Raw genomic sequence first — 24,661 nt, 5'->3', positions numbered from 1 at the left:
TCGGGTCCTGTTTCAGGGGCAGCTAAAGCCGGGAAGCTGGAACGGGTTACGAATGCTGCCAGGGGTGAACGACAGCGTGACCTGATGACCGTCCACGCTGAAACTCGCTTCGCGGGTCAGGCCGCCTGCCGCTGTCAGCCGGGCGCGGTCAAAGAAGCGATTGAGCGCCCAGGGACCGCTGGTGACCAGCGTGGAGGTGGTGCCGTTGGTCAGACCCAGCTGCATCCGCACCTGGCTGGTGCCGCCGGGGCCGGGCCAGCTGACCATCTGTACCGCCTGCGGTCCGTGGCTGTAGCGTAAAATCTGCCCATCCACATCCAGCGTCAGATTAAGGATGTCGTTATCCATTTTTACCGTACGCAGCGTGACGCGGAAGCCGGGCGTGGTCGCACCATTGGCAAAGAAGGCATCGCGGATTGACTGCGCCTGCTGGAAGGGCCGCAGCAGGGCTTCGCCTCCCGGCAGGGTTTTACCGTCAATGCCCGGCGTAAAGCGCCACGCCGCGTTGGTGGTGTCGACTTTGCTGGCCAGGTTGTCGCGGAAGAAGCTGTCCATCATGCCGCTGCCGGGTGCAAACATCCGCGCCAGATCGTCTGGTGTGACCTCACTGCGCGCAGAGCGAACCAGCGGATAGCGACCGGCGATCGCCTGGCGGCAGAAACTGCCCACTTCCATGGTGATGCGCTTGCGGACGTTATCCATATCGCGGCGCTGTGCGTCGCTGCTGGCACCCACCGCCATGCTGGAAACCATGTTCTGCAATGAACCCGGCAGACGGCCGGCACTGGCCTGCAGACGACTGATGGCATCGCTGGCCGGTGGCGGCATCCCGCTGTTCGCCGCATCCTGCACGGCGGTGAGGTATCGATAGAGATCGTCAATCTGATGCAGGAAGTCATCCACCGCCAGCACCTTACTGCCCTGCTGCAGCGGCTGGGCCAGCTCCAGAACCGGCGCAAAGTGCAGCGCGACGGCCTGCTCCGGGGATGCCTGAGTAGCGGCCTGTCCGCGCGCGGCACTGGCCTCGGGCGAGGTAAATAGCGCTTCAAGGGTGCGGGTGGCGCTGTTATCCGACGGCTTTGCTGCCTGCGCGGTTTTCTCATCCGGCTGCGCCCGATTCAGCGTCAGCAGACCACCGAGGTTGATCACCAGCTGGCGCAGCGGCGAATGGTTGCCCGACAGCAAACGGGCGGTGTTGATGCGTTGCGAGAGATCGGCGCTGCTGTTGAGCTGAATGTCGCTGAGGAACTGCTCCCACTGCCGGATATAGTCCTGCACGTAGAGCTGGCGCACCGCAAGATCCGTCTGCTCACTTTTCTGCTGCGGCGCCGCGCCGCCCAGCACCCAGAGATCGTCCTGATACAACGCCTGGGTCACCGGGGCAATCTGCTTATCCACGTGCTGCCAGTAGCCATCCGGCGTATAGAGACCCGCCACACCGTCATTGACCGATTTACCGCTTTTGCGGGAAAACACCAGCTCGCTCTGGGGACCACCCAGCGCCGCCAGCGTCACCGGCTGCAGGCTGTCATCGCGTTGCAGCAGGCGCTTCAGCCGTCCATAGACGCGCTGTGACAGCGGCATCTGATTAATCAGCGCCTGCTCGCGCTTTACCAGCGCTTCATCCTTCGCATACGGCGACGAGTGAATCTGCGTCTCCAGCAACTGTTGCAGGTGCCACGCCAGCTGTTTCACCTGCTGCTGGGTAACGTTCTGCGGCAGTTCGCGTGACAGGTTGAGCATCAGCCACGCCTGCAGGAATTTGCCATCGTAGTGCTTTGGCTGGTAGAGCATCTGATACGCTTTCAGCGCTTCGTAGCTGTAGTCAGCATCACTGCCGTTGTCATTACGCAGCCAGCGGGTGATGTTCTGCGCCACCTGCGGCAACAGCAGCTGTTTCAGTGCCTTGTCGTAGAGCGCACGGGTGGCATCGCTGACCTCGGTGCCGCGATAAAGCCCCATGCGGCGCGTCAGCGGCGGTGCTTCCAGTGAGAAGTCGGCGCTCTCCGGCAGGTGCAACAGAGTGTTGAGATAAGGCACCAGCGCAAAGAGGTCGCCATTGACCTGCTGCTGAAGCTGATCGCCCAGTTGTTCAACCTGCGGCGCTTTAGCGGCCATCTCCTGCAGATAGGCTTTGTTTTTACTGTAGCTGGTGAGCCACAGCGCCCCGGCCACCAGCAATATCAGCAGCAGCGCCAGATAGCCCGACCAGAGTCCGGCGCGGTTGCGCAGCTCCCACCAGCGGTTGCTGCCCGCCAGACCGGACTCCTGGAAAATCACATTTTCCAGTACCCCTTTCAGGAAGAAGCTCTGCCCTTTGTTCTGCGGGATAGGCGACTCTTTATCGACCTTATCCCAGCTTCCTGACTCGCCAGCCTGCTGCCCCGGCAGATTCAGTGCGCGGTTCAGCTCGCCCATCACCCGATCAAACGGCAGTCCCTCCTGGGTGCCGCTGGCAAAGTAGATACCGCGCGGCGCGAACTGGGTTTCAAAATCGGAGCGGGCAAACAGCGTGTCGAGCGCGTCTGCCAGCAACGGCCGCAGCGCCGCAAACTCCTGCGGGAAGAGATAGCTCTCTGCCCGCGCCTGCGCGTCGCTTTCCGTCAGCAGCCGATCGGCCAGTCCGGCATCCAGACGCTGTTGCAGCAGGGAATACTCCTGCTGAAACTGGTTGTTAAGTTCGAAATCGGCGGCGGACGCTTTCGCCCAGGGAAAGGTGAATCCCCAGATTTGTTCACGCTGCGCTTTATCCAGCGAGGCAAAGTAGCTGCGGAAGCCTTTGAGCAGATCCGCTTTGGTGACCAGCACATAGACCGGGAAACGGATGCCAAGGCGATCGTGCAACTCCATTAACCGCTGACGCAGTGCCAGCGCCTGATTACGCAGCGCCTCGGGCGACTGCGACAGCAGGTCGGAAACGCTCAGCGTGACGATGACGCCATTGATCGGCTGACGTCCGCGATATTTACGCAGCAGGTCGAGAAAATGATGCCATTCGCTGGCATCACGCTCCTGCTGACTCTCCTGGGTGCTGTAGCGCCCGGCGGTATCGAGCAGCACCGCGTCATTGGTGAACCACCAGTCGCAGTTGCGGGTGCCGCCAATGCCGCGTAGCGCCGACTTGCCGAATTTATCTGCCAGCGGAAACTGCAGGCCCGAGTTGACCAGCGCGGTAGTTTTACCGGCTCCGGGCGCGCCAATGATCATGTACCACGGCAGCTGATAGAGATACTGACGGCCAAAGCGCTGTGCCCAGAACGGCGTGCCCTTGCTGCTGTGGCGCTGGAAGTGCGCCTTTTTCAGCATGTCAGTGGCTTCGGAGAAACGCCCTGCCAGCACCTGCTCTTCACTGGTCAGGCGCTGACGATCGGCTTCCGGCGCATCGCTTTTGCCGGTTTCAAGGCTCGACATCAGCTTGCGATTGAGCCAGATGTTATAGAGCCGCGGAATCGCCTGGCCTAAGCCCCATACCAGATAGAGCAGCGCGATACTGATAATGCGGTTCTGCTCCGGCTCAAGCGGGCGCGAATCGACGATTGAGAACACCGGGCCAATTACCCAGATGATAAAAGAGAGCGCGGTAATGCCGACAAAGCCCCACGCGAGGCGGCTGGTCAGCACCGCAAACAGAATATTCAGCATGGATCAGTTCCCTCTCGCCAGGCCGTTGAGTTCGGCATGCGTCGCATCCGGCGCCACCAGCAGGGTAATTTCAACACGACGGTTACGTGCGCGATTTTCTGCGCTGTTATTAGGCACCAGCGGATTGCTTTCACCGCGCCCTTCCGCTTTCACCCGTGACGGCTGCGCCAGCTGCTGTTGCAACAGGGTCTGTACTGACCGGGCACGTGCCAGCGAAAGCTCAAAGTTGGAGGCGAAGCGGGCACTGCGGATCGGCACGTTATCGCTGTAGCCAATCACCTGAATCTGGCCGCTGACATTGTTCATGGCAGCAGCGATGCGCTGGATTACGTCGGTGTAACGTCCGCGCACCTCGGTGGCCGCCGAGGCAAACAGTCCGTCCCCTTTAAGCGTCACCACGCTGCGGTCCGCTTCGTCACGCACCGCTACCAGCCCGGCATCAATTTCCGGTTTCAGGAAAGCGCGCAGGTTCAGCGTGGCGGGCGGTGGTGGCGCAGGGTTGCCGATCTTCACTTCCGGCAGCGCCGTCTGATAGATACGGGCCAGTACCGGCGAGGTGTAATCGCCGAGACGCCAGTTGAGCACGATGTAGAACAGACAGGCCGCCAGCCCCGCCACCGCCGCACAGGCCCACAGCGGGATCATTGGCCGCCACAATTTGCGCAGGACCGGCTGATCGGTGGGATGCGGAGACAGCGCCGCTGCATAATTGCCACGCACGCTTTTGATCATCTGCAGCAGGCGCTGTTTGATGGTCTCCAGCTGCGAGCGACCGTTGTCCAGCACCCGGTAGCGTCCTTCGAACCCCAGCAGCAGGCAGAAGTAGATCAACTCCAGCATCAGAATGTGGCGTCTGGGGTTCTGCGACAGCTTAGCCAGCAGCTGAAAAAACTTTTCGCCGCCCCAGGTTTCATTGTGAAAGGTGACCAGCAGACCATTGCTGGTCCAGACGCCGCGGCTGCCCCACGGCGTCAGCGCCGCCGCCTCATCCAGCGCGGTACAGAGACAGTATCGCGCACCGATGATCACTTCATAGCCCAGGCCTGACTGCTGGCAGCTCAGCTCGAAGCGCCGAATCTGATCGATCAGCTGCTGACGCAGTTGCGCCGGGTCTTCATGTGATACCGAGTGACGGATCTGAGGAATGGCGTTAATCAGGGGGTTGGCCGCCGCGACCAGCACATTCTGATGGCTGGCCTCCGGCGCAAGATCGCTGTGTGATTTTTGTTGTTCCTGCATCATGCTGCGTGCTCAGTTTATGATTCTGACTGACTACGAATGGCCCAGAACTCCATGTTCAGACCTGGAAACTCACCGGCAAGATGCAGCGCAAAAGCGCCCGAGCGCTCCATCTCTTTCCATAGCTCGCTGTTCTTATCCAGTTCGAAATAGCTGTATCCGGCATGCCACGGGATCTGCGGCGGCGCGCCGGGCATCGCCCGAAGTGCCAGACCGGGCAATTGCAACTGCACCAGATCGCGAATTTTGCTGACCGGGGCGACTTTCATCTGCGCCGGGAAGTGGGTTTTGAGGGTGTCGGCTGGCACGCTGGCTTTCACCGCCAGCACAAAGCCAAACTCATGCACCATACTGCTCTCCGGCACGGTCGCGACGTTAAGACCGTGCGAACGCTGAATCAGCGGCAGCTGAATCGCGCTCTCTTCCATCACCTGGGACAGCCCCTGACGCAGCAGTAGTGACAGGCGGCTAAAACAGCTGTGCAGATCGTCATGATCATAGAGCGGCAGGCCATCGGGCGCGCGGGCTGGCGTCCAGGTACTGAGCTCCGCCGCCAGTTGCAGCCAGTGGCTGTAGAGCGTTTCAGGATGCAGCAGCGGCAGATGTTGCAGATGAGTGTGCAGGCCAAGCTGACGATTGAGCAGCGCCAGCAGCATAAAATCGACCATATCCGCGCTGTTAAAACGACCGGTGCCCGGCGCGCGCTGACTCAGCTGCTGGCTGCGTTGCTGGATCAGCCCGTGCAGATCGTTGAACATGTTTTGCAGCGGACGGCTGCTGTTAAGCGTCAGCATCGGCGGGATGTAGTCGCTGTCGAGCCGGATGTGGTTGTCGCTGCGTTTTTCAATCACCTGAGCCACGCCCATGGCGGTCCACTCGGCGGTCAGATCCTGTTCCAGCATCAGCCGCAGACGCAGTTTGCCGAACTGCACCGTGGCGCTGCCCACGGCCTGGGCATTGTCATCTTCCACTTCCGCTTCCCAGGCGAGGTAGCGCGCCAGAGAATCCTGCGACTCCTGAAAGGCCACCGCTTCGCGGCCATTGCGGCGTGCCGGAATGGCCAGCACCACTTTGCTGCGGTCAACGGAGGCAGGCAGATCAAGCGGGGCCGGACCGTGCTGTGGCTGGCTGAAGGCAAAAAACGTGCCGTCAGGCAGACAACCGCTGGCGGCGCTCAGCGCCAGTTTCCCCTGACGCAGCAGCGCTTCATCGAATTCCAGATCGTAAAAACCCCAGGTATAGGCGCGCTGCGACTGGCCCCACTCACGCAGGGTGCTGAGAAGATAATTTTCTGACTGCTGGAAATGGTGAGGACGCAGAAACATCCCCTCGGTCCAGACCACCTTTTCGGCTCTGTTCATAGACATCACTGTTTTTCCACGCGAAGGCCGTTAATCCCCGCCACGATGCGCGCATTCAGCTCACCATCGTCACGCTTCCAGAACGCCCAGAATGAGGGTGATTCGCCTTCGGGAACCGGCAGCGACAGTCGCCAGACCTTGCCATCCAGCGCCTGATATTCCGCCATGATGCCGATGAAGCGCGCCTCGGGCAGACTCTTAATCCGCAGCGTTTTATGGGGCTGAGTGGAAGTCAGGAAGAACTGTTGCGTATTGAGTTGCGCATTACCCAGCGCGCTAGCGGACTGGTTTTGCAGGGAGTAGAAGTCAGCCGACATAAATTCCGCATCGGAGGTCAGTAATACCACCCGGATTTTCAGCGGCGCACCGCCGTTAACCTGGTTTTGCGCCTGAACGTCCAGGTTGTACCAGGCAACGGGCTGTGGAGTACTGCTGCACGCGGTCATCAGCCACGTCAGCAGCACTATCAGCGCCCCACGCCATTGCGTTGTTGTCATCATCCCGCCCTCCCTGCTTAGTGCGATTAGTTAATAATCCAGGTTCCGTTAGTGCTGTTCTGGCAGGCGGTGCTGTCACCGTTTACCGCAACACAGGTTTTCTTCTTGCTGCTGCGCACCCGGCGCTTCGGCTGGTCAGCCTTAATCGTCTGATCGTAAAGCTCGCTTTTCACCACGGCGCGAAACGGCACATAGCCGGTCAGCTGAACAGTTGCCTGCGGTGCTGCGGAGGGCGTTGACTCTTTAACGGCACTGCTGGCTTTACCCGGTTCAGGTTCTGCTGACGCCTGAGCGGGTTCACCCAGCGCCAGCCAGTTGTTCTCTACCTGACCAATCACGGTGTAGCTTTCGCCGGTTTTCAGCGCCTCCACCACCTTGCCGCCAAAACTCGGATGGCTCATCACTGAAGCGGGATAGAGCGCACGGTAGGTTTCATTGACCGGGCTGAACTGCGCAGGCGATTTAACCGCATAACGGTGACTGATCACCACGCCATCCACGGTGCTGGTGACCAGCGTGTCATCCGTCATTTTTGGCGGCGTTTTACAACCCGCGACAGAAAAAACAAACATCAGGCCTAACGCAATACGGAGCTTCACCATTTTTTTCATGTTGTGTTCCATTCATATCCTGGAGAGTGGCCAGAGGCCGGTTGTCAGTAATGAAAATCGGGGATGTGGTGCTGAGAGAGCGCCACTTAGTGCCAGCCTAAAAGAAAAACCTTAAGCAAATAGCGTTAAAGTGCCATGGCGTGGCACGTTAACAGATCAACTAACGTTAACTATTAAAAAACAACTCTGGCGACCGGGACGGGCGCAGGGAGAAATCTGAGCTGGCGATAAATGATCAGAAACATGATCTATTTTTTTCCGTCAGATTGGATGAGGCAGGCAAAACCCAAGCTTTACTTATGCCATCCCTGGCCGAAAAACTGACATATTGACTCAGATTTACACTTGTGACGCTATTCGCTGACAATAGGAAAAAGCGCAGCGCACAGGCTGACTTTCCTGTTTTCACGATCACATTCAATAAGTTACAAGATGTGTATAAGCTCATAGCTACCGCACGAGCCAGGTATATCCTGCCCGTAGGTATGAAATCACAATTCCTTTGTAAACATAAGCTGCGAGTTTACAGAAGATTGACAAAATTTCAACGGGCCACTTTCATAAGATTTTACTTAAGTAAAGTTTAAGTAATTTACTTAGTGCAAATATGTGTTACTTTTAATCACTCGCTTAGGATTATTCTTAACAAGATGAGCAACTATGAAGTATTCTTACACAGAAACCAGACACTCCTGTAGTCAGCATTAAAAAAACTCATGTAAAAAATGGCGCTGTTTCACCAGGCCGTAATGAAGGTTAACGCCGAGGTGACCGTAATACGTGGCAGTTTTTAGCGTAAAAACAGTGAGATAATGCTTACAAATCAGCAAGTTGTTTCATTATGGGACGGTTCATAAAGGGCTGAGGATGAGGTGGTCGTGAAGCGAGGTAAGCGAAGCGCAAAACGGCCCGGCGTCGCTTTAAGAAAGGACTGATTAATTGTTCTTTATCGGCATTGCAGCCATCGCCATGCTTCTGATGCTTCTCAGCGCGCCCGGCTACGTGGAGCAAAAAAAACCACGCCGTAGCGTGGTTCTGGGAGAAGAGCGCAGAGTTAACCTGGCAGGTTGCGGGCCAGAACTAGAAGAAGCCCAGCGGCTCGATACTGTAGCTGACCAGCAGGTTTTTAGTCTGCTGATAGTGATCCAGCATCATTTTGTGAGTCTCACGCCCGATACCCGACTTCTTATAACCGCCAAAGGCGGCGTGCGCCGGATAGAGGTGATAACAGTTGGTCCAGACGCGCCCGGCTTTAATCGCCCTGCCCACACGGTAAGCACGGTTGATATCGCGGGTCCAGACGCCAGCACCTAACCCATAGATGGAGTCGTTGGCGATACTGATTGCTTCTGCCTCATCTTTAAAGGTGGTGATGCCAATGACCGGGCCAAAGATCTCCTCCTGGAAAACGCGCATGCTGTTGTTGCCTTTCAGCAGTGTCGGCTGAATGTAGTAGCCGCTGTTAAGTGAGTCATCCAGCTTCTCTACGCCACCGCCCACCAGCACTTCCGCGCCCTCCTGTCGGGCAACCTCAAGATAAGAGAGAATTTTATCAAACTGCTGCTGCGACGCCTGCGCGCCCACCATGGTTTCGGTATCCAGCGGATCGCCACGTTTGATGGTTTTTACCCGCTTCATCACGGCTGCCATAAAAGGTTCGTAGATCGACTCCTGTACCAGCGCCCGCGACGGACAGGTACAGACTTCGCCCTGATTCAGGAAGCCCAGCACCACGCCTTCGGCGGCTTTCTCTATAAAGCTCTCCTCCGCCTGCATGATGTCTTCAAAGAAGATGTTAGGTGATTTACCGCCCAGCTCGACGGTCGAGGGGATCAGGCTTTTTGCTGCCAGCTCCAGAATATGACCGCCGGTTGCGGTAGAGCCGGTGAAGGCTACCTTGGCGATGCCGGAATGGGAGGCGAGCGCTTCACCCGCCTCTTTGCCGAACCCATGCACCACGTTCAGCACACCCGGCGGCAGCAGATCTTTAATCAGATCGACAAAAACGGTGATCGACAGCGGGGTCTGCTCAGCCGGTTTCAGCACCACACAGTTACCCGCGCCCAGCGCCGGAGCCAGTTTCCACGCCGCCATTAATAGCGGAAAGTTCCATGGAATGATCTGCGCTACCACGCCCAGCGGCTCATGGAAATGATAGGCGGCGGTAAACTCATCAATCTCGGCGGCACTGCCCTCCTGCGCCCGGACACAACCGGCAAAGTAACGGAAGTGATCGACGGCCAGCGGCATATCGGCCGCCAGGGTTTCGCGTACCGGTTTACCGTTATCCCAGGTTTCATAGACCGCCATCGTCTCCAGATGCTGTTCCAGCCGATCGGCGATTTTCAGTAACAGCAGCGAGCGTTGTTGCGGCGAGGTCTTGCCCCAGGCTTCCGCCGCCGCTGCCGCAGCAGCCACAGCGTTATCAACATCGGCAACGTCTGAGCGCGGAAACTCACCGGCCGCAGAGCCGTTCACCGGGGAGGTATTGGTGAAATAGTTGCCGTTCACCGGCGCGACGAATTCACCATTAATGAAGTTGCCATAATTCTTTTGTAGGGTAATCAGAGAACCCTGTTCTCCGGGGGCGGCATAACGCATGATCATTCTCCTGACAGGTGACTGATGTAACAATGATGAAACTTATTATTAACATGAAGCATCATCAAGAGCCTGTCAGTTCTGTTAACCGGAAACTGTGACCGCCCCGAAGGAATGGGTGTTTACGCTTCGTCTTTAGATAATTCCGACTTTTACCCAAAAGGCTGGTCAGAGAGAAACTTGTGCGGCACAAAGGGGTCAACGTGAGGATGAATTCATTCTGGAGATGAGCATGCTGGCTTCAGCTTTTACCCTGATGCGCGCTAAAGCCAATTTCGTGCATCAGTTTATCCGCAACCCGCGCAAGATGGGCAGCATTACGCCCTCGTCAGAGTCGCTGTGCCGCACCATGATTGCGTCGGTGGAATGGCCTGAAAAGTTACGTATTGCCGAACTCGGCGCGGGCGACGGTGTACTGACGCGGCAGATACTGGCGCAGATGTCACCCGATGCCACGCTGGATGCCTTTGAGATCAGCAGCACGCTGGCCGATAAGCTTAATGCGCTGGATGATACGCGCATGACGGTGCGCACCTGTTCAGCGGAATACCTGAGCGGAGAATATGACGTGATCTTCTCCGGCCTGCCGCTGCTCTCATTACCCACTGAATTGCGTGAGGCGATTCTGCGTGCGGTGTATAACGCCCTCGGGCCCAACGGCGTCTTTGTACAGTTCCAGTATACCTCGCTGACTCAGCCAGACCTGTCGCGCTACTTCACCTGGGAGCGCCAGCGGGTGATGAAAAACGTGCCACCCGCCTGGGTCTATCGCTGCACGCGTCACTACGCACCCTGAGCTTGCGCCATTGCAGGGCGCGTTTGTTGCCAGAACGCCACCAGCAACTCACGCGCCCAGTCTTTCCCCTCCATCTCGTTTGCTCCATCTTCTGTACAGCCTTTGGGCATACAAACGTTCATGATGTGCCGTGAAAATTCAGGATGAAACTGCACCGATAGCGCCTGCGGCGAATAACGGACAATCTGACAGCCATCGCGCGCAGAGGCGGCCAGCACCTGCGCCTGTTGTGGCGCGCTGATCACCGACTGGCGATGTGACAGCCAGACGCTGAAGTCCTGTGGCAATTTCTTTAGTAGCGGATCGCGCTGCGCCTCCGGCATACAGTTGATTGGTAACAGCCCGCGTTCCCAGCCGTTGGGGTTGTCAGCCACCTCGCCGCCCAGCGCATAGGCCATCAGCTGGTGGCCGTAGCAGACCCCCAGCAGCGGCAAGCCGTGATCCATCGCTGCGCGAATCCATACGGCGCTGCGTTCGCTCCATTCAGCGTGATCGGTGACCATCGCCCAGGAACCGCTGAGGATCGCCCCGGAAATCTGGTCGAAAGCGGGTAGCGCCTCGCCCAGATGGGGCCGTACAATCAGGTATTCATCGGGTTGCAGGTTTAACGCGTCGATGAACCAGCGCGGCTGTTCACCAATCTCTGAGACAACGTTTGCAGGTGGGACTTCAAGCTGAATTAACGCAAGGGGTAAGGCGGACGTGTAGGTCATACCGAATCAGTTCCTTTAAGAAGTCGTTTCAAATCAGTCTGCCAGCAACGCGCCCGAAAGTCTCATCAGGCTGCGCCGCAATCGCAGAAAATTTCTCCCTGCGATTGGCTGCAATGCCGCAGTTCGTGCCATCATTAGCGGGCTAAGCAAAAAACATCGAAAGGATATTATCGTGGCTGTGCGGCATTTTTTTCTGATTCTGATGGTGGTTTCAATCTGGGCCTTCAACAACGTTGCGGTGAAATGGGGCCTGCTGGAGCTTCCGCCACTTTTCCTGACGTTTATGCGCTTTGTGGTTGTCGCCATCGTACTGGTACCGTTTTGCCGGATTAACCGTCAGCAGCTACCCTGGCTGTTGCTGCTGGCTTTCACGTTCGGTTTTATGCACTTTTCGCTGCTGTTTGTCGGCCTGCGCTATACCGATGCCGGCACCGGCGCAATTGTGGTTCAGTTGGGTACACCCATTGCCATGCTGCTGGCGATGGTGGTGCTGAAAGAGAAGCTGAAGCTGGTGCAGCTGATGGGCATTATGATCTCGCTGAGCGGCGTCGTCGTGCTCTCCGGCAGCCCGACGATTCCGTCGTGGTGGGTGCTTTGTCTGTTGTTGTGCAGCGCCACCGGCTGGGCTGTCAGCAATCTGATTGTGAAAAAGTCACCGCCGATTAAACCGCTGACCATGACCGGCTGGATTGCGTTTCTGGCCATTCCTGTCGTCGGCGCATCCAGTCTGTTGATGGAATCACATCAGCTCTACGCCCTGCAAAATGCGGGCTGGCACGGCTGGTTTGCCATTCTTTACAGCGCTATCGCCTCGTCGATTGTCGCCTATACACTGTGGTATATGCTGCTGAAGAAATATAACGTCAACCTGATCATGCCCTACTCACTGCTGACGCCGGTATTATCCGTGCTGATGGGGATTGTGGTGCTGGGCGACAGCCTCAACAGCTTCAAGATTATCGGTGCGTCGCTGGTGATCCTTGGTACCGCTATTGCCGTAATCAACCTGCGTAGCCTGCGGATGCATGCCCGCTTCCCGCGCCTGCGGCGGCGTTAATCCCGCGTGCTATGCTTGAGAAATCACCTCTCTCAGGAAGCACAACATGGACTCACCGCTTGCCGCCTCTCTCTGGCAGCAGATGCAGCAGGGATTGCGAAGTCGCGACGCCGCCTGGCCTCTCCCCGCCTTCGTTGATCGCGCCACCTTCTCTTCTGCCTTTGCCGTCAGTGAACTGGCGGCCACCAGCATCGGTCTGGCAACGCAGGCTGCTGCTGCGCTTATCGCCACATCCCGCCCTGAATTCGCCTCTCCGCCCGTCACCGTTAACGTCCGGCTGGCGTCACGCTGGTTTCAGCAGAGCTTTCATCCGCTGAATCGCGCGGCACCCGCGATGTGGGATGCGTTTGCCGGTGACTATCGCAGCCGGGATGGCTGGATCCGTCTGCACACCAACGCCGTGCATCACCGGCTGGCGATGGAGCGGGTGCTGGGCGCGCACGCCGATCGCGCAGCACTGGCGCAGCAGGTGCAACAGTGGCAGGCCAGCGAACTGGAGCAGGCCGTTATTGATGCGGGTGGCTGTGCCGCAGAGATGCGCAGTGCCGCCGCCTGGCAGCAGCATCCGCAGGGCCAGGCCGTGCAGCGCGAACCGCTGTTTAGCTGGCAGACCACACAACAGGCAGCGGCGCCGGAGTGGCCGCTGGCCGAAGCCCGTCCTTTAATGGGCATTAAAGTACTGGATCTGACGCGGATTATTGCCGGGCCGGTCGCTACCCGTTTTCTTGCCAGCCTGGGAGCCAGCGTGCTGCGCATCGATCCGCCCGGCTGGCAGGAGCCGACGCTGGATGAAGAGATGAGCTGCGGCAAGCGACGAGCGGTGCTGGATCTGACTCAGCCCGCCGATCGCGAGCAGTTTATCCACCTGCTGCGTGAAGCGGACGTGCTGGTGCATGGCTATCGGGCGGATGCGCTGGAACGGCTCGGGTTTGACGCGGAGATCCTTCAGTCACTCTCACCCGGTCTGGTTGATGCCGGCCTGAATGCCTGGGGCTGGCAGGGTCCGTGGCGCAATCGCCGGGGTTTTGACAGTCTGGTGCAGATGGGATGCGGCATTGCTGAAAGAGGCATGCAGTGGCAGCAGAGCGATAAACCGGTCCCGCTGCCGGTGCAGGCGCTGGATCATGCCAGCGGCTATCTGCTGGCGGCGGCGGTGCTGGAGGGATTACGGCGACGCATTACTGAGGGCCACGGCAGCCAGGTCCGGCTGTCGCTGGCGCGCACCGCGTGGCTGTTGCAGCAGCATCCCACCGATCAGCGCACAGGCTCCGGCATTGCGCCGCAGGTTAAGGATAACCTGCCCTGTTACGAATTAACGCCGTGGGGGTTTGGAGTGAGGCTGCGAGCGGCCGCCTGGCTGCCCGGCACCCCACAGCTCTGTTCGACGCCAGGCTGTGCGCCGGGAACGCACCCGGCGACGTGGTGAAGCGAAACATTAGATAATTAGAAAAATAATGTTGATGACATTAGATTTCCATCTTATTATTTACACATGACTCAGGGACGAAGTTCATTGAAACGGGGTGCAGAATGGTCAGGGTAGACTGGTCCAGGCGGGCATTGAAGCACCTTATGAAGATCGACAAACGTTACCAGAAAATCATTTACCAGAAGGTGGGTGAGTTAGTCTGTTTCCCGGTCGTCACACTGGACATTAAAAAATTGCAGGGCAGCGATAATCACTACCGGCTGCGGGTTGGCAACTACCGGGTCCTTTTTACGTTAACCGGGGGCGAACCGGTGATTCTGGAAATTACAGAGGTAGCAAGAAGAACATCCGTCACTTACTAAAGCTTTTTGGATACCGGCATAGCCTTACGCACTCACGACCTCTGCTGCGACACACAATTACCCGGATAAACTATGTCAAAACAGTACATCTATGATGAAGCAGGCAAACCCCAGTTTGTGGTCTTGCCGGTGGCGGAATATGAAAGGCTGCTCTCGGCCAGCGATGGCGAATGGGAGACTATTCCTGTGGAGGCTGACGAGCACGACGATGAGACGATCCCGCACGACGTTGCAGGGATCATGATTGAGCAGGAAGTGAGTCTTCAGGCGGCCTGGCGCATCTGGCGGGGGCTCAGCCAGCATGATGTGGCTCAGCAGTTGGGGACCACGCAAAGTGCGATCTCTCAACTGGAGCGTATTGAAAGTAAGCCGCAGAAAAAGACGCGTGAACGTCTCGCAAAACTGTATGGCTGCCGACCCGGGCAGTTAATCCTGTAAGCCGATTAAGAGGGTTCAGGTGCCCGAAAAAAAGCACGCCGTATCCAGAGAATCCCCCCCAGAACCCATTGAGAAAGATGATTCAGCACTGTGCGCCGGGTACGCACCCGGCGACGTGGTGAATCAGGCGTCAGGCGTCTCTTCGCTGCTATCCAGCAGTTCGTTGTACATCGCCTGGATCGCTTCGCGGCTCAGCATGGCAAGAGTACGATAAAAAGCGGTGGTCGCGTGTGCTTCTACTTTACCCAGGAAAGCACCGCACCACGGCAGCAGATACTCTTCAAACAGCGCCATCTGCGCCGCGTTCTCATCTTCCGCTGACTGATCTTCCAGCCATGACGCAGCCAGCATCAGCACACCAAAATGATCAGCAGGCGCATCGCTCAGCGGCATTCCGCGTGAGGTTAAAAACGCACGCACTTCTGGCTCCGTTTTGCCTTCCGGCCACTGTGAGGCGTACGGCGGCACGTTGCAATCGCTGCCAACAAACAGCGCGTTGTAATCGGCGGCCAGCGCCTGGGGATCGCTGTTCTGTTGCAGACGGGTCAGCAGCTCATCCTGCTCCAGCGGCCACTGCGACTGCAGTTTGCCTTCACGCAGCAGCGTAAACAGCGGCACCAGCAGCGGGTCCTGCGGCTGACGATTAAACAGTGAGCCGATCACGCGGCACAGAATGGAAAACTCATTCATGAGTCAGATTTCCTTGAGGCAAGTAAATTAAAAGTCAGCCAGTTCAGCAATATGTTTGCCGCTGCGATGCTCCAGAAAGTCGAGCAGGCGACGCGGCGTGACATTTAACACCCGATCCTCAGGAAAATCCACCTCGCGGGCGATGCGCAGGCAGTGATCGAAGTGACCCAGCGTAAACGCCGTATGGGAATCGGAGCCAAATGCCAGCCGTCCACCGGCATCGGCGGTCTTAACAACGGCGATGACCGGGACTCTGAGTAATCGACCCTTACACCTGGCTATCTCAGCCAGAAAGTGAGTTCATACTTCAGAAAAAATCTTAAAGCAACTGGTTAATTTTGCATAGAAAACTTCAGAATACATCATCCAGCAACTTCTGATTCTGATGAACTATTAGCCAGGCGGAATGAAGATATGCAATAACAGGCTAATCAAATTCGTAAATTTTCATAAAAAAATAGAATAAAATAAAAAGCACTTTTCATACGGGGGCTTACCTCCACTAGTAATAGCGAAAATATTTTCCACAAAAATAAATAATTAAAAGGATCCATAGAAAAGCGAACAGCAGACCATATGTAGGAAAAACGCTTACAAAAAAAATGGCCCCGACCAGACCGGCCGCTGGTGGTATAAGTCCAAAGAAGGAATGACTTACCCAGGCATATAGCCAGCGAAAGATCGCCTTCATTTTATTAAAATCTTGTTTAGTAGATTTAAAATCTGCTCTTCGCTAGTGGAACCTGAATTTTTCAAATAGATTATTTTAGACATTTCCGGCTCAATCAAATAATAGAACATTTCTAAATTAGCATTATATAAGTCGAAGTAATACTCCGCATCATCGAAGCGTAATTTTCTTGCTGCTTTTGTGGCAATCTCAAACTTACCATAAAATTTAAAAGCGGTTACGGCATACGAACTTGTAGCATTAATTACATTAATATGTGACTGTTTGAAATCCCGGGATTGTGTAATAACGAGAGCGATTAACTGTGCTATAGCAAGTTTAGAGAATTTACCAGAAGCATAATCAGACGCTTTTTCAGCTAACAGTCTCTGTATGTTCTGGATGCCTGTATCACCAATACGGCTCAGTTTTTTTCTGAAGTATATTTCTACCATCTCTAAAACCACGTCCTGCCGGGTAAACAGCATTCTGAGTTGCTTCAGGTATCGCAAATCTTCCTGCTTAAGTTGATTACAAACATCCTTGTAGTCATCAAAAAAGCATGAACCATAGCCGCTTGCACGTTGAGCGCCAGACACAATCCCCCTTCCTGTATCAAGCATTGTTTGATGTAACTCAGCAAGTGCCTTCTCAAAGTTAAGCGCAATGGTTCGCTCTGCCTGAAGTTTAATCTTAAGATAAGACATGCTCATACTCATCCCTTTGTGTAGAATTCCTTATGCAACGATTGTATACTGAAGCGAAAGGTATGCAAAGAGAATGGCTTATGAAAAGGATCAAGTGGCTGGCTTTATACACCGTATTTACTCTATTTTATCTTATAGTGATCCCGGAAATCATCTTCAGAACCCTTTCGGAAGATGCTTACATGAAGCTCGGTGAAATCGTAAATCCATTTCAAATTTTCCCTTCAACAGCGAATGCATTATTCATAGCAATAATAATTTCAGCTTTGCTATTAGCATGGTTAACTATTAAATTAGTAAAGCGCGTTACCAGGCGTGGTAATTCTACGCTTTGATCTAACGCGATCAATAAAGAGCAGAGTAGAACTTAAAGTTTACGCCATTACCCGCCCGGACGAACCGCCCCGTTGACATTGCTAACCCGAACGATTGAGACCATTTTTCAGTTATTAAGTGCTCTCTCAGCTTTAAGCTTCAGGTCTTGCCACACGCCCTTTCCGGGCTGATAAGAGAACACGTTACGGTAAAATACTCGCCTCAGTCATTATATCCCCGCAGATAAAAGCGGGGATTTTCATCATGGTGAGCGTGTTGCTTACCTGGCATGGCGCTAAAAGTCAGCCAGTTCAGCAATATGTTTGCCGCTGCGCAGCTCCAGAAAGTCGAGCAGGCGACGCGGCATGACATTTAACACCCGATCCTCAGGAAAATCTACCTCGCGGGCGATGCGCAGGCAATGTTCAAAATTTCCGAGCGTAAACGCCGTGTGGGAATCGGAGCCAAATGCCAGCCGTCCACCGGCATCGCGCACCGCGGCGGCGATAGCCCGGCAGTTCGGTTCACTGCCCGGACGCGAATGGGTAAAGGAGGAGTTGTTCAGCTCCAGCGCCACATCGTAGTGCGCGGCTGCCTCGGCGATAGCCGTGATATCGACCGGGAATTTCGGGTTGCCTGGATGACTGATGATATGGACCAGCCCGCCCGCCATCGCAGCGATCATCGCATCCGTGTGATGTTTCCGGTCGCGCGGCGCATAAACCGGCTCGTGAAAACCGGCGACGATCAAATCCAGCGCATCGAGCATCGGGCCGGAACAGTCGATCTCGCCCTGCTGATTTTTAATATTGGCTTCGATACCGCGCAGAATACCCACGCCATCGATCACGCGCGGCCAGACGCGCATATTAATGAAGTGCCAGTAGTGCGGCGCGTCGGCCATGTCGGGGCCGTGATCGGTAATGGCAAACAGTTTCATGCCGGTTTGCTTCGCCTGAGTCACGTAGTCGTGCAGCGTGCTGTAAGCATGGGTGCTGGCGATGGTGTGCATATGCAGATCTACCGGATACATCCTCTTCTCCTGCTGATTGCCCCTGACGGGGCCGGTTCATTAATAGCCGCGCTGACGATCCACCCTGCCCTGCGGCGGCTCGCCTGCCTGGTCCTGGGTGATGGCGCGGGCGATGTAGTCGATAGCTTCGTCGATCAAGGTTACCGCCGCATTATGGGGCGTGATCGTGACGCGCGGATGTGACCAGAGCGGATGCGCTTCCGGCAGCGGTTCAACCTGAAAGACATCCAGCGCCGCCGCTTTCAGCTGCCCGCTATTGAGCGCGGCCAGCAGATCTTCTTCCACCACCTGCGCGCCACGCGCGATGTTGAGGAAGAAAGCGCCGTGCGGCAGCTGCTGTAAAAAGTGGTGGTCGATAAGATTAATGGTTTCTTGCGTGCTCGGCAGCAGGTTGATCACCACCCGCGTCTTCTGCAGAAAGGCAGGCAATGCATCGCGACCGGCAAAGCTGGTCACGCCGTCGATCGCTTTGGGCGAGCGGCTCCAGACGCGTAACGGGAATCCCCAGGGTTTAAGGCTTTCCGCCACACTCTGCCCCAGCACGCCCGCCCCCAGGATGCCGATAGTAAAGTTTTCACGCGTGTAAGCGGGCAGTGGCTGCCAGCACTGTTGCTGCTGCTGGAGACGGTAGTCGTCAAAACGACGGAACCAGCTCAGTACGCTATGAACCGCATACTCCTGCATCTGCCGCGCCATGCCGGTATCTTCCAGCCGGTACAGTGGCACGCTGTCGGGCAGCATCTCAGGGTTCTGCTGCAGCTGTTTCAGAATCTCGTCCACGCCTGCCCCCAGCGCAAAGACGCCGCGCAGGGTGGCGCGTCCCTGCAGCATTTCTGTGGGGGGCGAACGGACCAGCGCGTAATCAGCCGGACCATTATCGCCTGGCTGCCAGGCACGCACCCGCACCTGGGGCAGACGCTGTTGTAAACCGTTAATCCAGGCCGCTGCAGACTGCGACGGGTGATACCAGATGATCTCCATCCTGCTCTCCTTTTTTTCTTTCAGCGTCAGGGAAAAGCGAGGTGAGAGCAAGAAAAAACCAGCGTAATAAAGCGGTTTTTTCCATAAAAATAATTCCCGTGGCTTCACATTTCCGGCTCGCTTCAGGGTGAAGTGGCCAGATAAGGTCTAAAGTTGGTCCTGTGGTCAATGCGTTACGCGCGGCCGCGTTTCGGACAAGGAGAAAAACCGATGACAAAAATTGAGGTAAACGCCGCTCCACGGCGTCAGCGTTATGCGCCCTTTCTGCTCACGTTGCTGCTGAGCGTACCCGCCTTCACTGCCCAGGCCGACGACAACAGTCGCATGCTGAATAATCAGCCGCAGCCGCCTGACGTTCGTTTAGGACCGCTGTTTAATGCCGTGCAACAGGCGAAGTTCTATCCCGATCAAAAGACCTTTGCGGATGCGGTGCCGAAATTCGATCCCGCCTCAATTCTTGCCGACTGGCAGATGCAGAAGAAACAGCGCAATTTCGATCTTAAGCGCTTTGTGGATGCCAACTTTACCCTGCCCGCGGCCGGTGACAAATATGTGCCGCCAGCCGGACAAAACCTGCGTGACCACATTGATGGCCTGTGGCCGGTGCTGACGCGCACCACCAGCAGCGCCGGTCAGTATGACTCGCTGCTGCCGTTGCCCAAACCCTATGTGGTGCCAGGCGGGCGCTTCCGTGAAGTCTATTACTGGGACAGCTACTTCACCATGCTGGGGCTGGCCGAGAGCGGGCACTGGGATAAAGTGCAGGATATGGTGGACAACTTCGCCTCGCTGCTCGACCGTTATGGCCACATTCCCAACGGCAACCGCAGCTACTATCTGAGCCGGTCACAGCCGCCGTTCTTCAGCCTGATGGTCGATCTGCTGGCGACGCACGATAACGGCAAAGCCTATACCCGTTATCTGCCGCAGCTGCAGAAAGAGTATGACTACTGGATGGCAGACAGCGATAAAGTCGCGGCGGGCGCAGCCAGCAAGCGTGTGATTAAGCTGGCGGACGGCAGCCTGCTCAACCGCTACTGGGATGCGCGCGACGTGCCACGTACAGAATCCTGGATGGATGACATTGCCACCGCCCAGAAAGCGCCGCAGAGGAATAAAGCCGAACTCTACCGGGAGCTGCGTTCCGGTGCGGCGTCGGGCTGGGATTTCAGTTCGCGCTGGTTTACCGATGCGCATAACCTGTCGACAATTCGTACCACGCAGCTGGCCCCGGTTGACCTCAACAGCCTGCTGTTCCATCTGGAGCAGACCCTGTCGAAAGGCTATCAGATGAACAAGCAGAGCGATCTGGCGAAGCAGTTTGCCGATCGCGCGGAGAAGCGCCAGGCGGCGATCAACCGCTATCTGTGGGACAGCAAACAGAACTGGTACGCCGATTATGACTGGCAGAAAAAGCAGGTCCATCCTCAGCTGACTGCTGCCGCGCTGTTCCCGCTCTATCTGCAGGTCGCCAGCGATAAGCAGGCTGAAAGCACCGCCAGCGCAGTGGAAAAACAGCTGCTGAAACCTGGCGGTCTGGTGACCACCACCGTAAACAACGGTCAGCAGTGGGATGCACCCAATGGCTGGGCACCGCTGCAGTGGGTCGCTGTGGAAGGTCTGGAGCACTACAACCAGCCAAAACTGGCGAAAGAGGTGGGATTACGCTTCCTGCAAAACGTTCAGAACACCTATGACCGTGAGCATAAGCTGGTGGAGAAATATGTCGTTGATGGCAAAAATCTCGGCGGCGGCGGTGGCGGTGAATATCCGCTGCAGGATGGCTTCGGCTGGACCAACGGCGTCACGCTGAAACTGCTGGATAAGTACTGCCCGAAAGATAAAACCTGTAACAGCGCCCACGATATTCCGCAGGCGTCTGCCTCACAACCTTAATCCACTCTGGATACCTCTGGCCTTGCCGGGGGTATCCCCACTTCATTTCCGCGAATTTTACTTGACCTTCTTTCATCAACAGGCAAAATTGCAGCCAATTTACAAAAGGTAATAATTCTCATTATGATAATGAGATTGCCTATCAAAGCTTTTATTCACCTGCCTGAACCTTTGCCAAGAAAGGAATTTTGATGAAACTGTCATTGTCGCTGAAAGGTTATGTTCGCCTCTGCACCCTGGCGCTGACCGCGCCTGCTCTGAGTTTTGCTGCCGATATGGTGGTGACTGCGCAACCGCAGGAAGATTCGACCTCGCCGACCCAGGGCTATCTGGCGACGACCAGCCAGGGCGCAACCAAAAGCGATCGTCCGCTGATCACCACGCCGCAATCGATTTCCGTGGTTACCCGCCAGCAGATGCAGGATCAGGGCGCACTGACCCTGAATCAGGCGCTGGGCTATAGTTCCGGCGTCTTCACCAACTTTGGGGGTGCCGCGACGCGTTACGACACTATTTCGCTACGCGGCTTCCATGGCGGCGATACCGATAATACCTTCCTCGACGGCATGCGACTGATGAGCGACGGTGGCAGTTACAATGTATTGCAGGTCGATAACGCCTTCCTTGAGCGCATCGACGTGATCAAAGGCCCCTCTTCTGCGCTCTATGGTCAGACGGTGCCGGGCGGACTGGTGAACATGGTCACCAAGCGTCCTCAGTTCAGCGAAGAGGGTCACATCCAGTTGCAGGCGGGCAGCAACGCCACCACCGGCACGATGTTTGACTATACCAATGCCATCAACGATCAGTGGGCGTTTCGCCTGACCGGCGTGACCCGCAACAGCGATACCCAGTACGATCACACCCGCGAAGAGAAATATGCACTGATGCCGCAGCTGATGTGGCAGCCGGACGAAGATACACATCTAATCCTGAAAGCCTATCTGCAGAAGGATCCGTCGGGCGGTTATCACGGTTCGGTACCGGGTGACGGCAGCCTCACCGAACACAACGGCTACAAGCTGAGCAACGGCTTTTATGAGGGCAACAGCGATCTCGATCAGTTCAAGCGTCGCGAGCAGATCTACAGCTTCGATTTCGCCCATCGCTTCAACGACGTCTGGTCATTTTACTCGACCGGCAGCTACAGCCACTCGAATGTCGATCTCGATCAGGTCTATCAGGTTGGCTGGGATGAAAATAATCCCGACCTGCTGAACCGTTCTTACTCCGGTGAGCGCTCGTCGCTCTCTGCCTGGTCCACCGATAACCGCTTACAGGCGGAGTTCGACACCGGTGAACTGGAGCACCGCGTCACCCTGGGTGCCGAGTATCATCGTTACAAAAATGAGATCAACGCGGCGGGCGGTTCAGCCAGTCAGCTCAATGCCCTGACCGGCGAGCAGGTAGGCGACATGCCGGATTACACCTGGGCAGATAAAACCCGTCGCTACTATCAGACCGGCCTCTATCTGCAGGATGAGATGAAGCTGGATCGCTGGCATCTGGATCTCTCCGGTCGTTATGACCGCATCGTCGCCAATAACAGCGGCAATGAGCGTCGTCAGGATGATCACATCAGCGGCCGCGCTGCGCTGCTCTATGCCTTCGACAACGGCATCTCGCCTTATGTGAGCTGGAGCCAGGCAATTACCCCGACCGCGCTCACCGATTCCAACAATAACCTGCTGAAGCCCACCACCGCGGAGCAGTATGAAGCCGGGGTGAAATATCAGCCGGTCGGCACCCGCGATCTCTATAGCGTTGCGGTCTATGACCTGACGCAGAAAGATGTGGCGAACCGGGAAGCACCGACGCCGTTCTTTACCCCTTCGGGCAAAGTGCATTCACAGGGCATTGAGCTGGAAGCGCGTAATCAGTTAACCCCGCGTCTGAGCACCGTGGCGAGCTATACGCTGAATCATCTGCGCTTTAAAGAGTCGGTGGATGGCAACGACGGACATACGCCATATGTCACACCCAACAGCATGGCTGCACTCTGGGGTCACTATCAGTTTGATTACGGTCTGAGTGCGGGTGCGGGCGTGCGTTACATCGGCAAACAGTGGGCGGACAATGAAAACACCACGCGCGTGCCGTCTGTTACGCTGTTTGATGCGTCAGTGCGGGCCGATCTCGGCGTCTGGAACAACAGCCTGAAAGGTGCATGGGTGCAGGTCAATGCCAATAACCTCACAGATCGTACCTATGTAGCAGGCTGTTACGGCACGGGCTACTGCTACTGGGGCGCAGAGCGCAGTGTAATGGCGACAGTCGGTTACGACTTCTGATTGCAAAATAAGAGATAAAAAAAGGGGACGAATCGCTTCGTCCCCTTTTTCGTTTAAACCTTTACGGTCAACTGCGTACTTTGCGGTAGATAAACAGCACCACGATGGCACCGATAACAGCGACCACAAAACTGCCGAAGTTAAACCCATCGACGCGGCCGAAGCCAAACAGCGTACTGATCCAGCCACCCACTACTGCACCGATAATACCCAGAACGATAGTCAGAATGAAACCGCCACCGTCTTTACCCGGCATAATCCACTTCGCCAGAATACCTGCGATTAAGCCAAAGACGATCCAGGAAATAATACCCATCTGTTACTCCTTCCTTTTTATGATTAAATCGTGAACGCCTGATTAATCAAGCGGTTTACCGCGATAAGTATAACCCGCTTTTCAAAAAATGCCTGCCTGCTCACAGTTATTATTGATGAATGGCATGCTAAAGCTTTTTTTAGCGGCGCCGATAACCGAGACGAGGCAAAAAAACCGCATCAATAAAGTAACCCCCTTGTGGAGCAGGACGTGAAAGAAGCCGACCAGGAACAATATCTAAAACGTGGCACGCTGGCGGTTCTTGGCGTTATGAAAGATCTGCTGCGATTGCAGACGCCATTACTGGTGCGCTTTCCGCGTGGGCAGTTTATCAGCCGGATGCTGGCTGCCGATGAAGATCACCTGCTGTTTGACCTCGGCAGTAATAATCTGGATAACGATTATGCCCTGACCAGCGACGATCTCAGTATCACTGCGGAAACCTACGGCGCTAAGGTGGAGTTCAGCCTCGCCGCGCTGGAAATCGTGGAGTTTGAAGGGTTACCCGCTTTCAGCGCGCCGCTGCCAGGCCTGCTGTGGCAGATCCAGCGACGTGAGTTTTTCCGGGTCTGCGCTCCGCTGGAGCCGCAGTTCTGGTGTCATACCGTGTGGCCCGATGGCAGGAAAACGCGCCTGCGTCTGCAGGATCTGTCGCTGGGCGGTATCGGCGTGCTGGTGGATGAAGCGCTGCCGGACGGGTTGCAGGACGGTGACAGCTTCAACCCGTTCCGGGTCGAGCTGGGCGAGTATGGCCATTTTGACGTGCCGGTAAAGCTGCTGAGCATTGGCGAGCGCAGCGTGGTGACCGGCAAAAATGAAACCCGCATCACACCGCGACTGAGCTTTCGTTTTGCCACGCTGAACCCGGCGCAGGAGCGGCAGCTTCAGCAGATTATTTTTGCCCTTGAGCGCCTGGCTCGCGATAAATCGACCCGATTCCAGTAACCGCTTTACGGATGCGCCACACAGGTGGGCCGCATCCAGGCTATGCTTCTTGCTTGTTTTCTTTTAAACCG

Annotated in this window: 20 protein-coding genes and 1 pseudogene; 8 read left to right on the top strand and 13 right to left on the bottom strand. The window is 56.1% G+C overall.

Annotated elements, in window-relative coordinates:
- Positions 1-12 precede the first annotated feature (12 nt).
- The 6 genes from tssM to GVJ63_RS01760 all read right to left on the bottom strand — a co-directional run bounded on the left by tssM (position 13) and on the right by GVJ63_RS01760 (position 9,951).
- Positions 13-3,642, bottom strand: coding sequence for a type VI secretion system membrane subunit TssM (tssM, locus tag GVJ63_RS01785; RefSeq protein WP_010246125.1), 3,630 nt, complete (start codon positions 3,640-3,642; stop codon positions 13-15).
- Positions 3,643-3,645: 3 nt separating this feature from the next.
- The gene (locus tag GVJ63_RS01780; protein WP_010246128.1) at positions 3,646-4,884 is read right to left on the bottom strand and encodes a DotU family type VI secretion system protein; all 1,239 of its coding nucleotides are present in this window, start codon (positions 4,882-4,884) and stop codon (positions 3,646-3,648) included.
- Between the two features lie 14 nt (positions 4,885-4,898).
- Positions 4,899-6,242, bottom strand: a complete 1,344-nt coding sequence (gene tssK / locus GVJ63_RS01775; RefSeq protein ID WP_010246132.1) for a type VI secretion system baseplate subunit TssK — start codon at positions 6,240-6,242, stop codon at positions 4,899-4,901.
- A 5-nt stretch (positions 6,243-6,247) separates the two neighbouring features.
- Positions 6,248-6,742 (bottom strand): type VI secretion system lipoprotein TssJ, encoded by a 495-nt coding sequence (gene tssJ, locus GVJ63_RS01770; RefSeq protein ID WP_033786065.1) that lies wholly within the window; start codon positions 6,740-6,742, stop codon positions 6,248-6,250.
- Between the two features lie 23 nt (positions 6,743-6,765).
- Positions 6,766-7,362: an SH3 domain-containing protein gene (locus tag GVJ63_RS01765; RefSeq protein WP_159226330.1), complete on the bottom strand. Its 597-nt coding sequence runs from the start codon at positions 7,360-7,362 to the stop codon at positions 6,766-6,768.
- A 1,068-nt stretch (positions 7,363-8,430) separates the two neighbouring features.
- Positions 8,431-9,951 (bottom strand): aldehyde dehydrogenase family protein, encoded by a 1,521-nt coding sequence (locus GVJ63_RS01760; protein WP_010669897.1) that lies wholly within the window; start codon positions 9,949-9,951, stop codon positions 8,431-8,433.
- Positions 9,952-10,183: 232 nt separating this feature from the next.
- Here GVJ63_RS01760 and GVJ63_RS01755 point away from each other — a divergent pair, with 232 nt between their 5' ends.
- Positions 10,184-10,747 carry a class I SAM-dependent methyltransferase gene (locus tag GVJ63_RS01755; RefSeq protein ID WP_124889877.1) on the top strand — a complete coding sequence of 188 codons (564 nt, stop codon included), beginning with the start codon at positions 10,184-10,186 and terminating at the stop codon, positions 10,745-10,747.
- Here GVJ63_RS01755 and GVJ63_RS01750 read toward each other — a convergent pair.
- Positions 10,735-11,460, bottom strand: coding sequence for a glutamine amidotransferase (locus GVJ63_RS01750; RefSeq protein ID WP_033757357.1), 726 nt, complete (start codon positions 11,458-11,460; stop codon positions 10,735-10,737). The genes GVJ63_RS01755 and GVJ63_RS01750 overlap by 13 nt on opposite strands.
- Before the next feature lie 172 nt (positions 11,461-11,632).
- Here GVJ63_RS01750 and GVJ63_RS01745 point away from each other — a divergent pair, with 172 nt between their 5' ends.
- The 4 genes from GVJ63_RS01745 to GVJ63_RS01730 all read left to right on the top strand — a co-directional run bounded on the left by GVJ63_RS01745 (position 11,633) and on the right by GVJ63_RS01730 (position 14,746).
- Positions 11,633-12,517 carry a DMT family transporter gene (locus GVJ63_RS01745; protein ID WP_010669895.1) on the top strand — a complete coding sequence of 295 codons (885 nt, stop codon included), beginning with the start codon at positions 11,633-11,635 and terminating at the stop codon, positions 12,515-12,517.
- A gap of 46 nt (positions 12,518-12,563) precedes the next feature.
- The gene (locus GVJ63_RS01740; protein ID WP_159226329.1) at positions 12,564-13,943 is read left to right on the top strand and encodes a CoA transferase; all 1,380 of its coding nucleotides are present in this window, start codon (positions 12,564-12,566) and stop codon (positions 13,941-13,943) included.
- 104 nt (positions 13,944-14,047) lie between these two features.
- Complete coding sequence (locus GVJ63_RS01735) at positions 14,048-14,308, top strand: type II toxin-antitoxin system RelE/ParE family toxin (RefSeq protein WP_010246155.1); 261 nt, start codon at positions 14,048-14,050, stop codon at positions 14,306-14,308.
- Between the two features lie 72 nt (positions 14,309-14,380).
- The gene (locus GVJ63_RS01730; protein WP_010246157.1) at positions 14,381-14,746 is read left to right on the top strand and encodes a helix-turn-helix domain-containing protein; all 366 of its coding nucleotides are present in this window, start codon (positions 14,381-14,383) and stop codon (positions 14,744-14,746) included.
- Positions 14,747-14,869: 123 nt separating this feature from the next.
- Here the strand turns inward: GVJ63_RS01730 and GVJ63_RS01725 are convergent, their stop codons facing one another.
- From GVJ63_RS01725 to ghrA, 5 genes and pseudogenes are all read right to left on the bottom strand, one after another.
- Complete coding sequence (locus tag GVJ63_RS01725; RefSeq protein ID WP_159226328.1) at positions 14,870-15,436, bottom strand: molecular chaperone; 567 nt, start codon at positions 15,434-15,436, stop codon at positions 14,870-14,872.
- Positions 15,437-15,463: 27 nt separating this feature from the next.
- Positions 15,464-15,658 (bottom strand): annotated as a pseudogene (locus tag GVJ63_RS01720) (phosphatase); the annotation flags it as partial.
- A 465-nt stretch (positions 15,659-16,123) separates the two neighbouring features.
- Positions 16,124-16,813, bottom strand: coding sequence for a hypothetical protein (locus GVJ63_RS01715; protein WP_235038327.1), 690 nt, complete (start codon positions 16,811-16,813; stop codon positions 16,124-16,126).
- 610 nt (positions 16,814-17,423) lie between these two features.
- Positions 17,424-18,161 carry a phosphatase gene (locus tag GVJ63_RS01710; protein WP_124889871.1) on the bottom strand — a complete coding sequence of 246 codons (738 nt, stop codon included), beginning with the start codon at positions 18,159-18,161 and terminating at the stop codon, positions 17,424-17,426.
- 39 nt (positions 18,162-18,200) lie between these two features.
- Positions 18,201-19,142, bottom strand: a complete 942-nt coding sequence (gene ghrA, locus GVJ63_RS01705; RefSeq protein WP_159226327.1) for a glyoxylate/hydroxypyruvate reductase GhrA — start codon at positions 19,140-19,142, stop codon at positions 18,201-18,203.
- 210 nt (positions 19,143-19,352) lie between these two features.
- Between ghrA and treA the strand changes: the two genes are divergently transcribed.
- Positions 19,353-21,038, top strand: coding sequence for an alpha,alpha-trehalase TreA (gene treA, locus GVJ63_RS01700; protein WP_010669886.1), 1,686 nt, complete (start codon positions 19,353-19,355; stop codon positions 21,036-21,038).
- Between the two features lie 191 nt (positions 21,039-21,229).
- Positions 21,230-23,329, top strand: a complete 2,100-nt coding sequence (locus GVJ63_RS01695; RefSeq protein WP_159226326.1) for a TonB-dependent siderophore receptor — start codon at positions 21,230-21,232, stop codon at positions 23,327-23,329.
- Between the two features lie 67 nt (positions 23,330-23,396).
- Here the strand turns inward: GVJ63_RS01695 and GVJ63_RS01690 are convergent, their stop codons facing one another.
- A complete protein-coding gene (locus tag GVJ63_RS01690) occupies positions 23,397-23,645 on the bottom strand; it encodes a GlsB/YeaQ/YmgE family stress response membrane protein (RefSeq protein ID WP_031375306.1) in 249 nt (82 codons plus the stop codon).
- A 210-nt stretch (positions 23,646-23,855) separates the two neighbouring features.
- Here GVJ63_RS01690 and GVJ63_RS01685 point away from each other — a divergent pair, with 210 nt between their 5' ends.
- Complete coding sequence (locus GVJ63_RS01685) at positions 23,856-24,590, top strand: flagellar brake protein (protein ID WP_122458844.1); 735 nt, start codon at positions 23,856-23,858, stop codon at positions 24,588-24,590.
- Positions 24,591-24,661 lie beyond the last annotated feature (71 nt).

The organism is Pantoea sp. 18059, assembly GCF_902706165.1.
In the GTDB taxonomy this organism is placed as follows: domain Bacteria; phylum Pseudomonadota; class Gammaproteobacteria; order Enterobacterales; family Enterobacteriaceae; genus Pantoea; species Pantoea agglomerans.
This window is presented reverse-complemented; position numbering and strand designations above follow the sequence as displayed.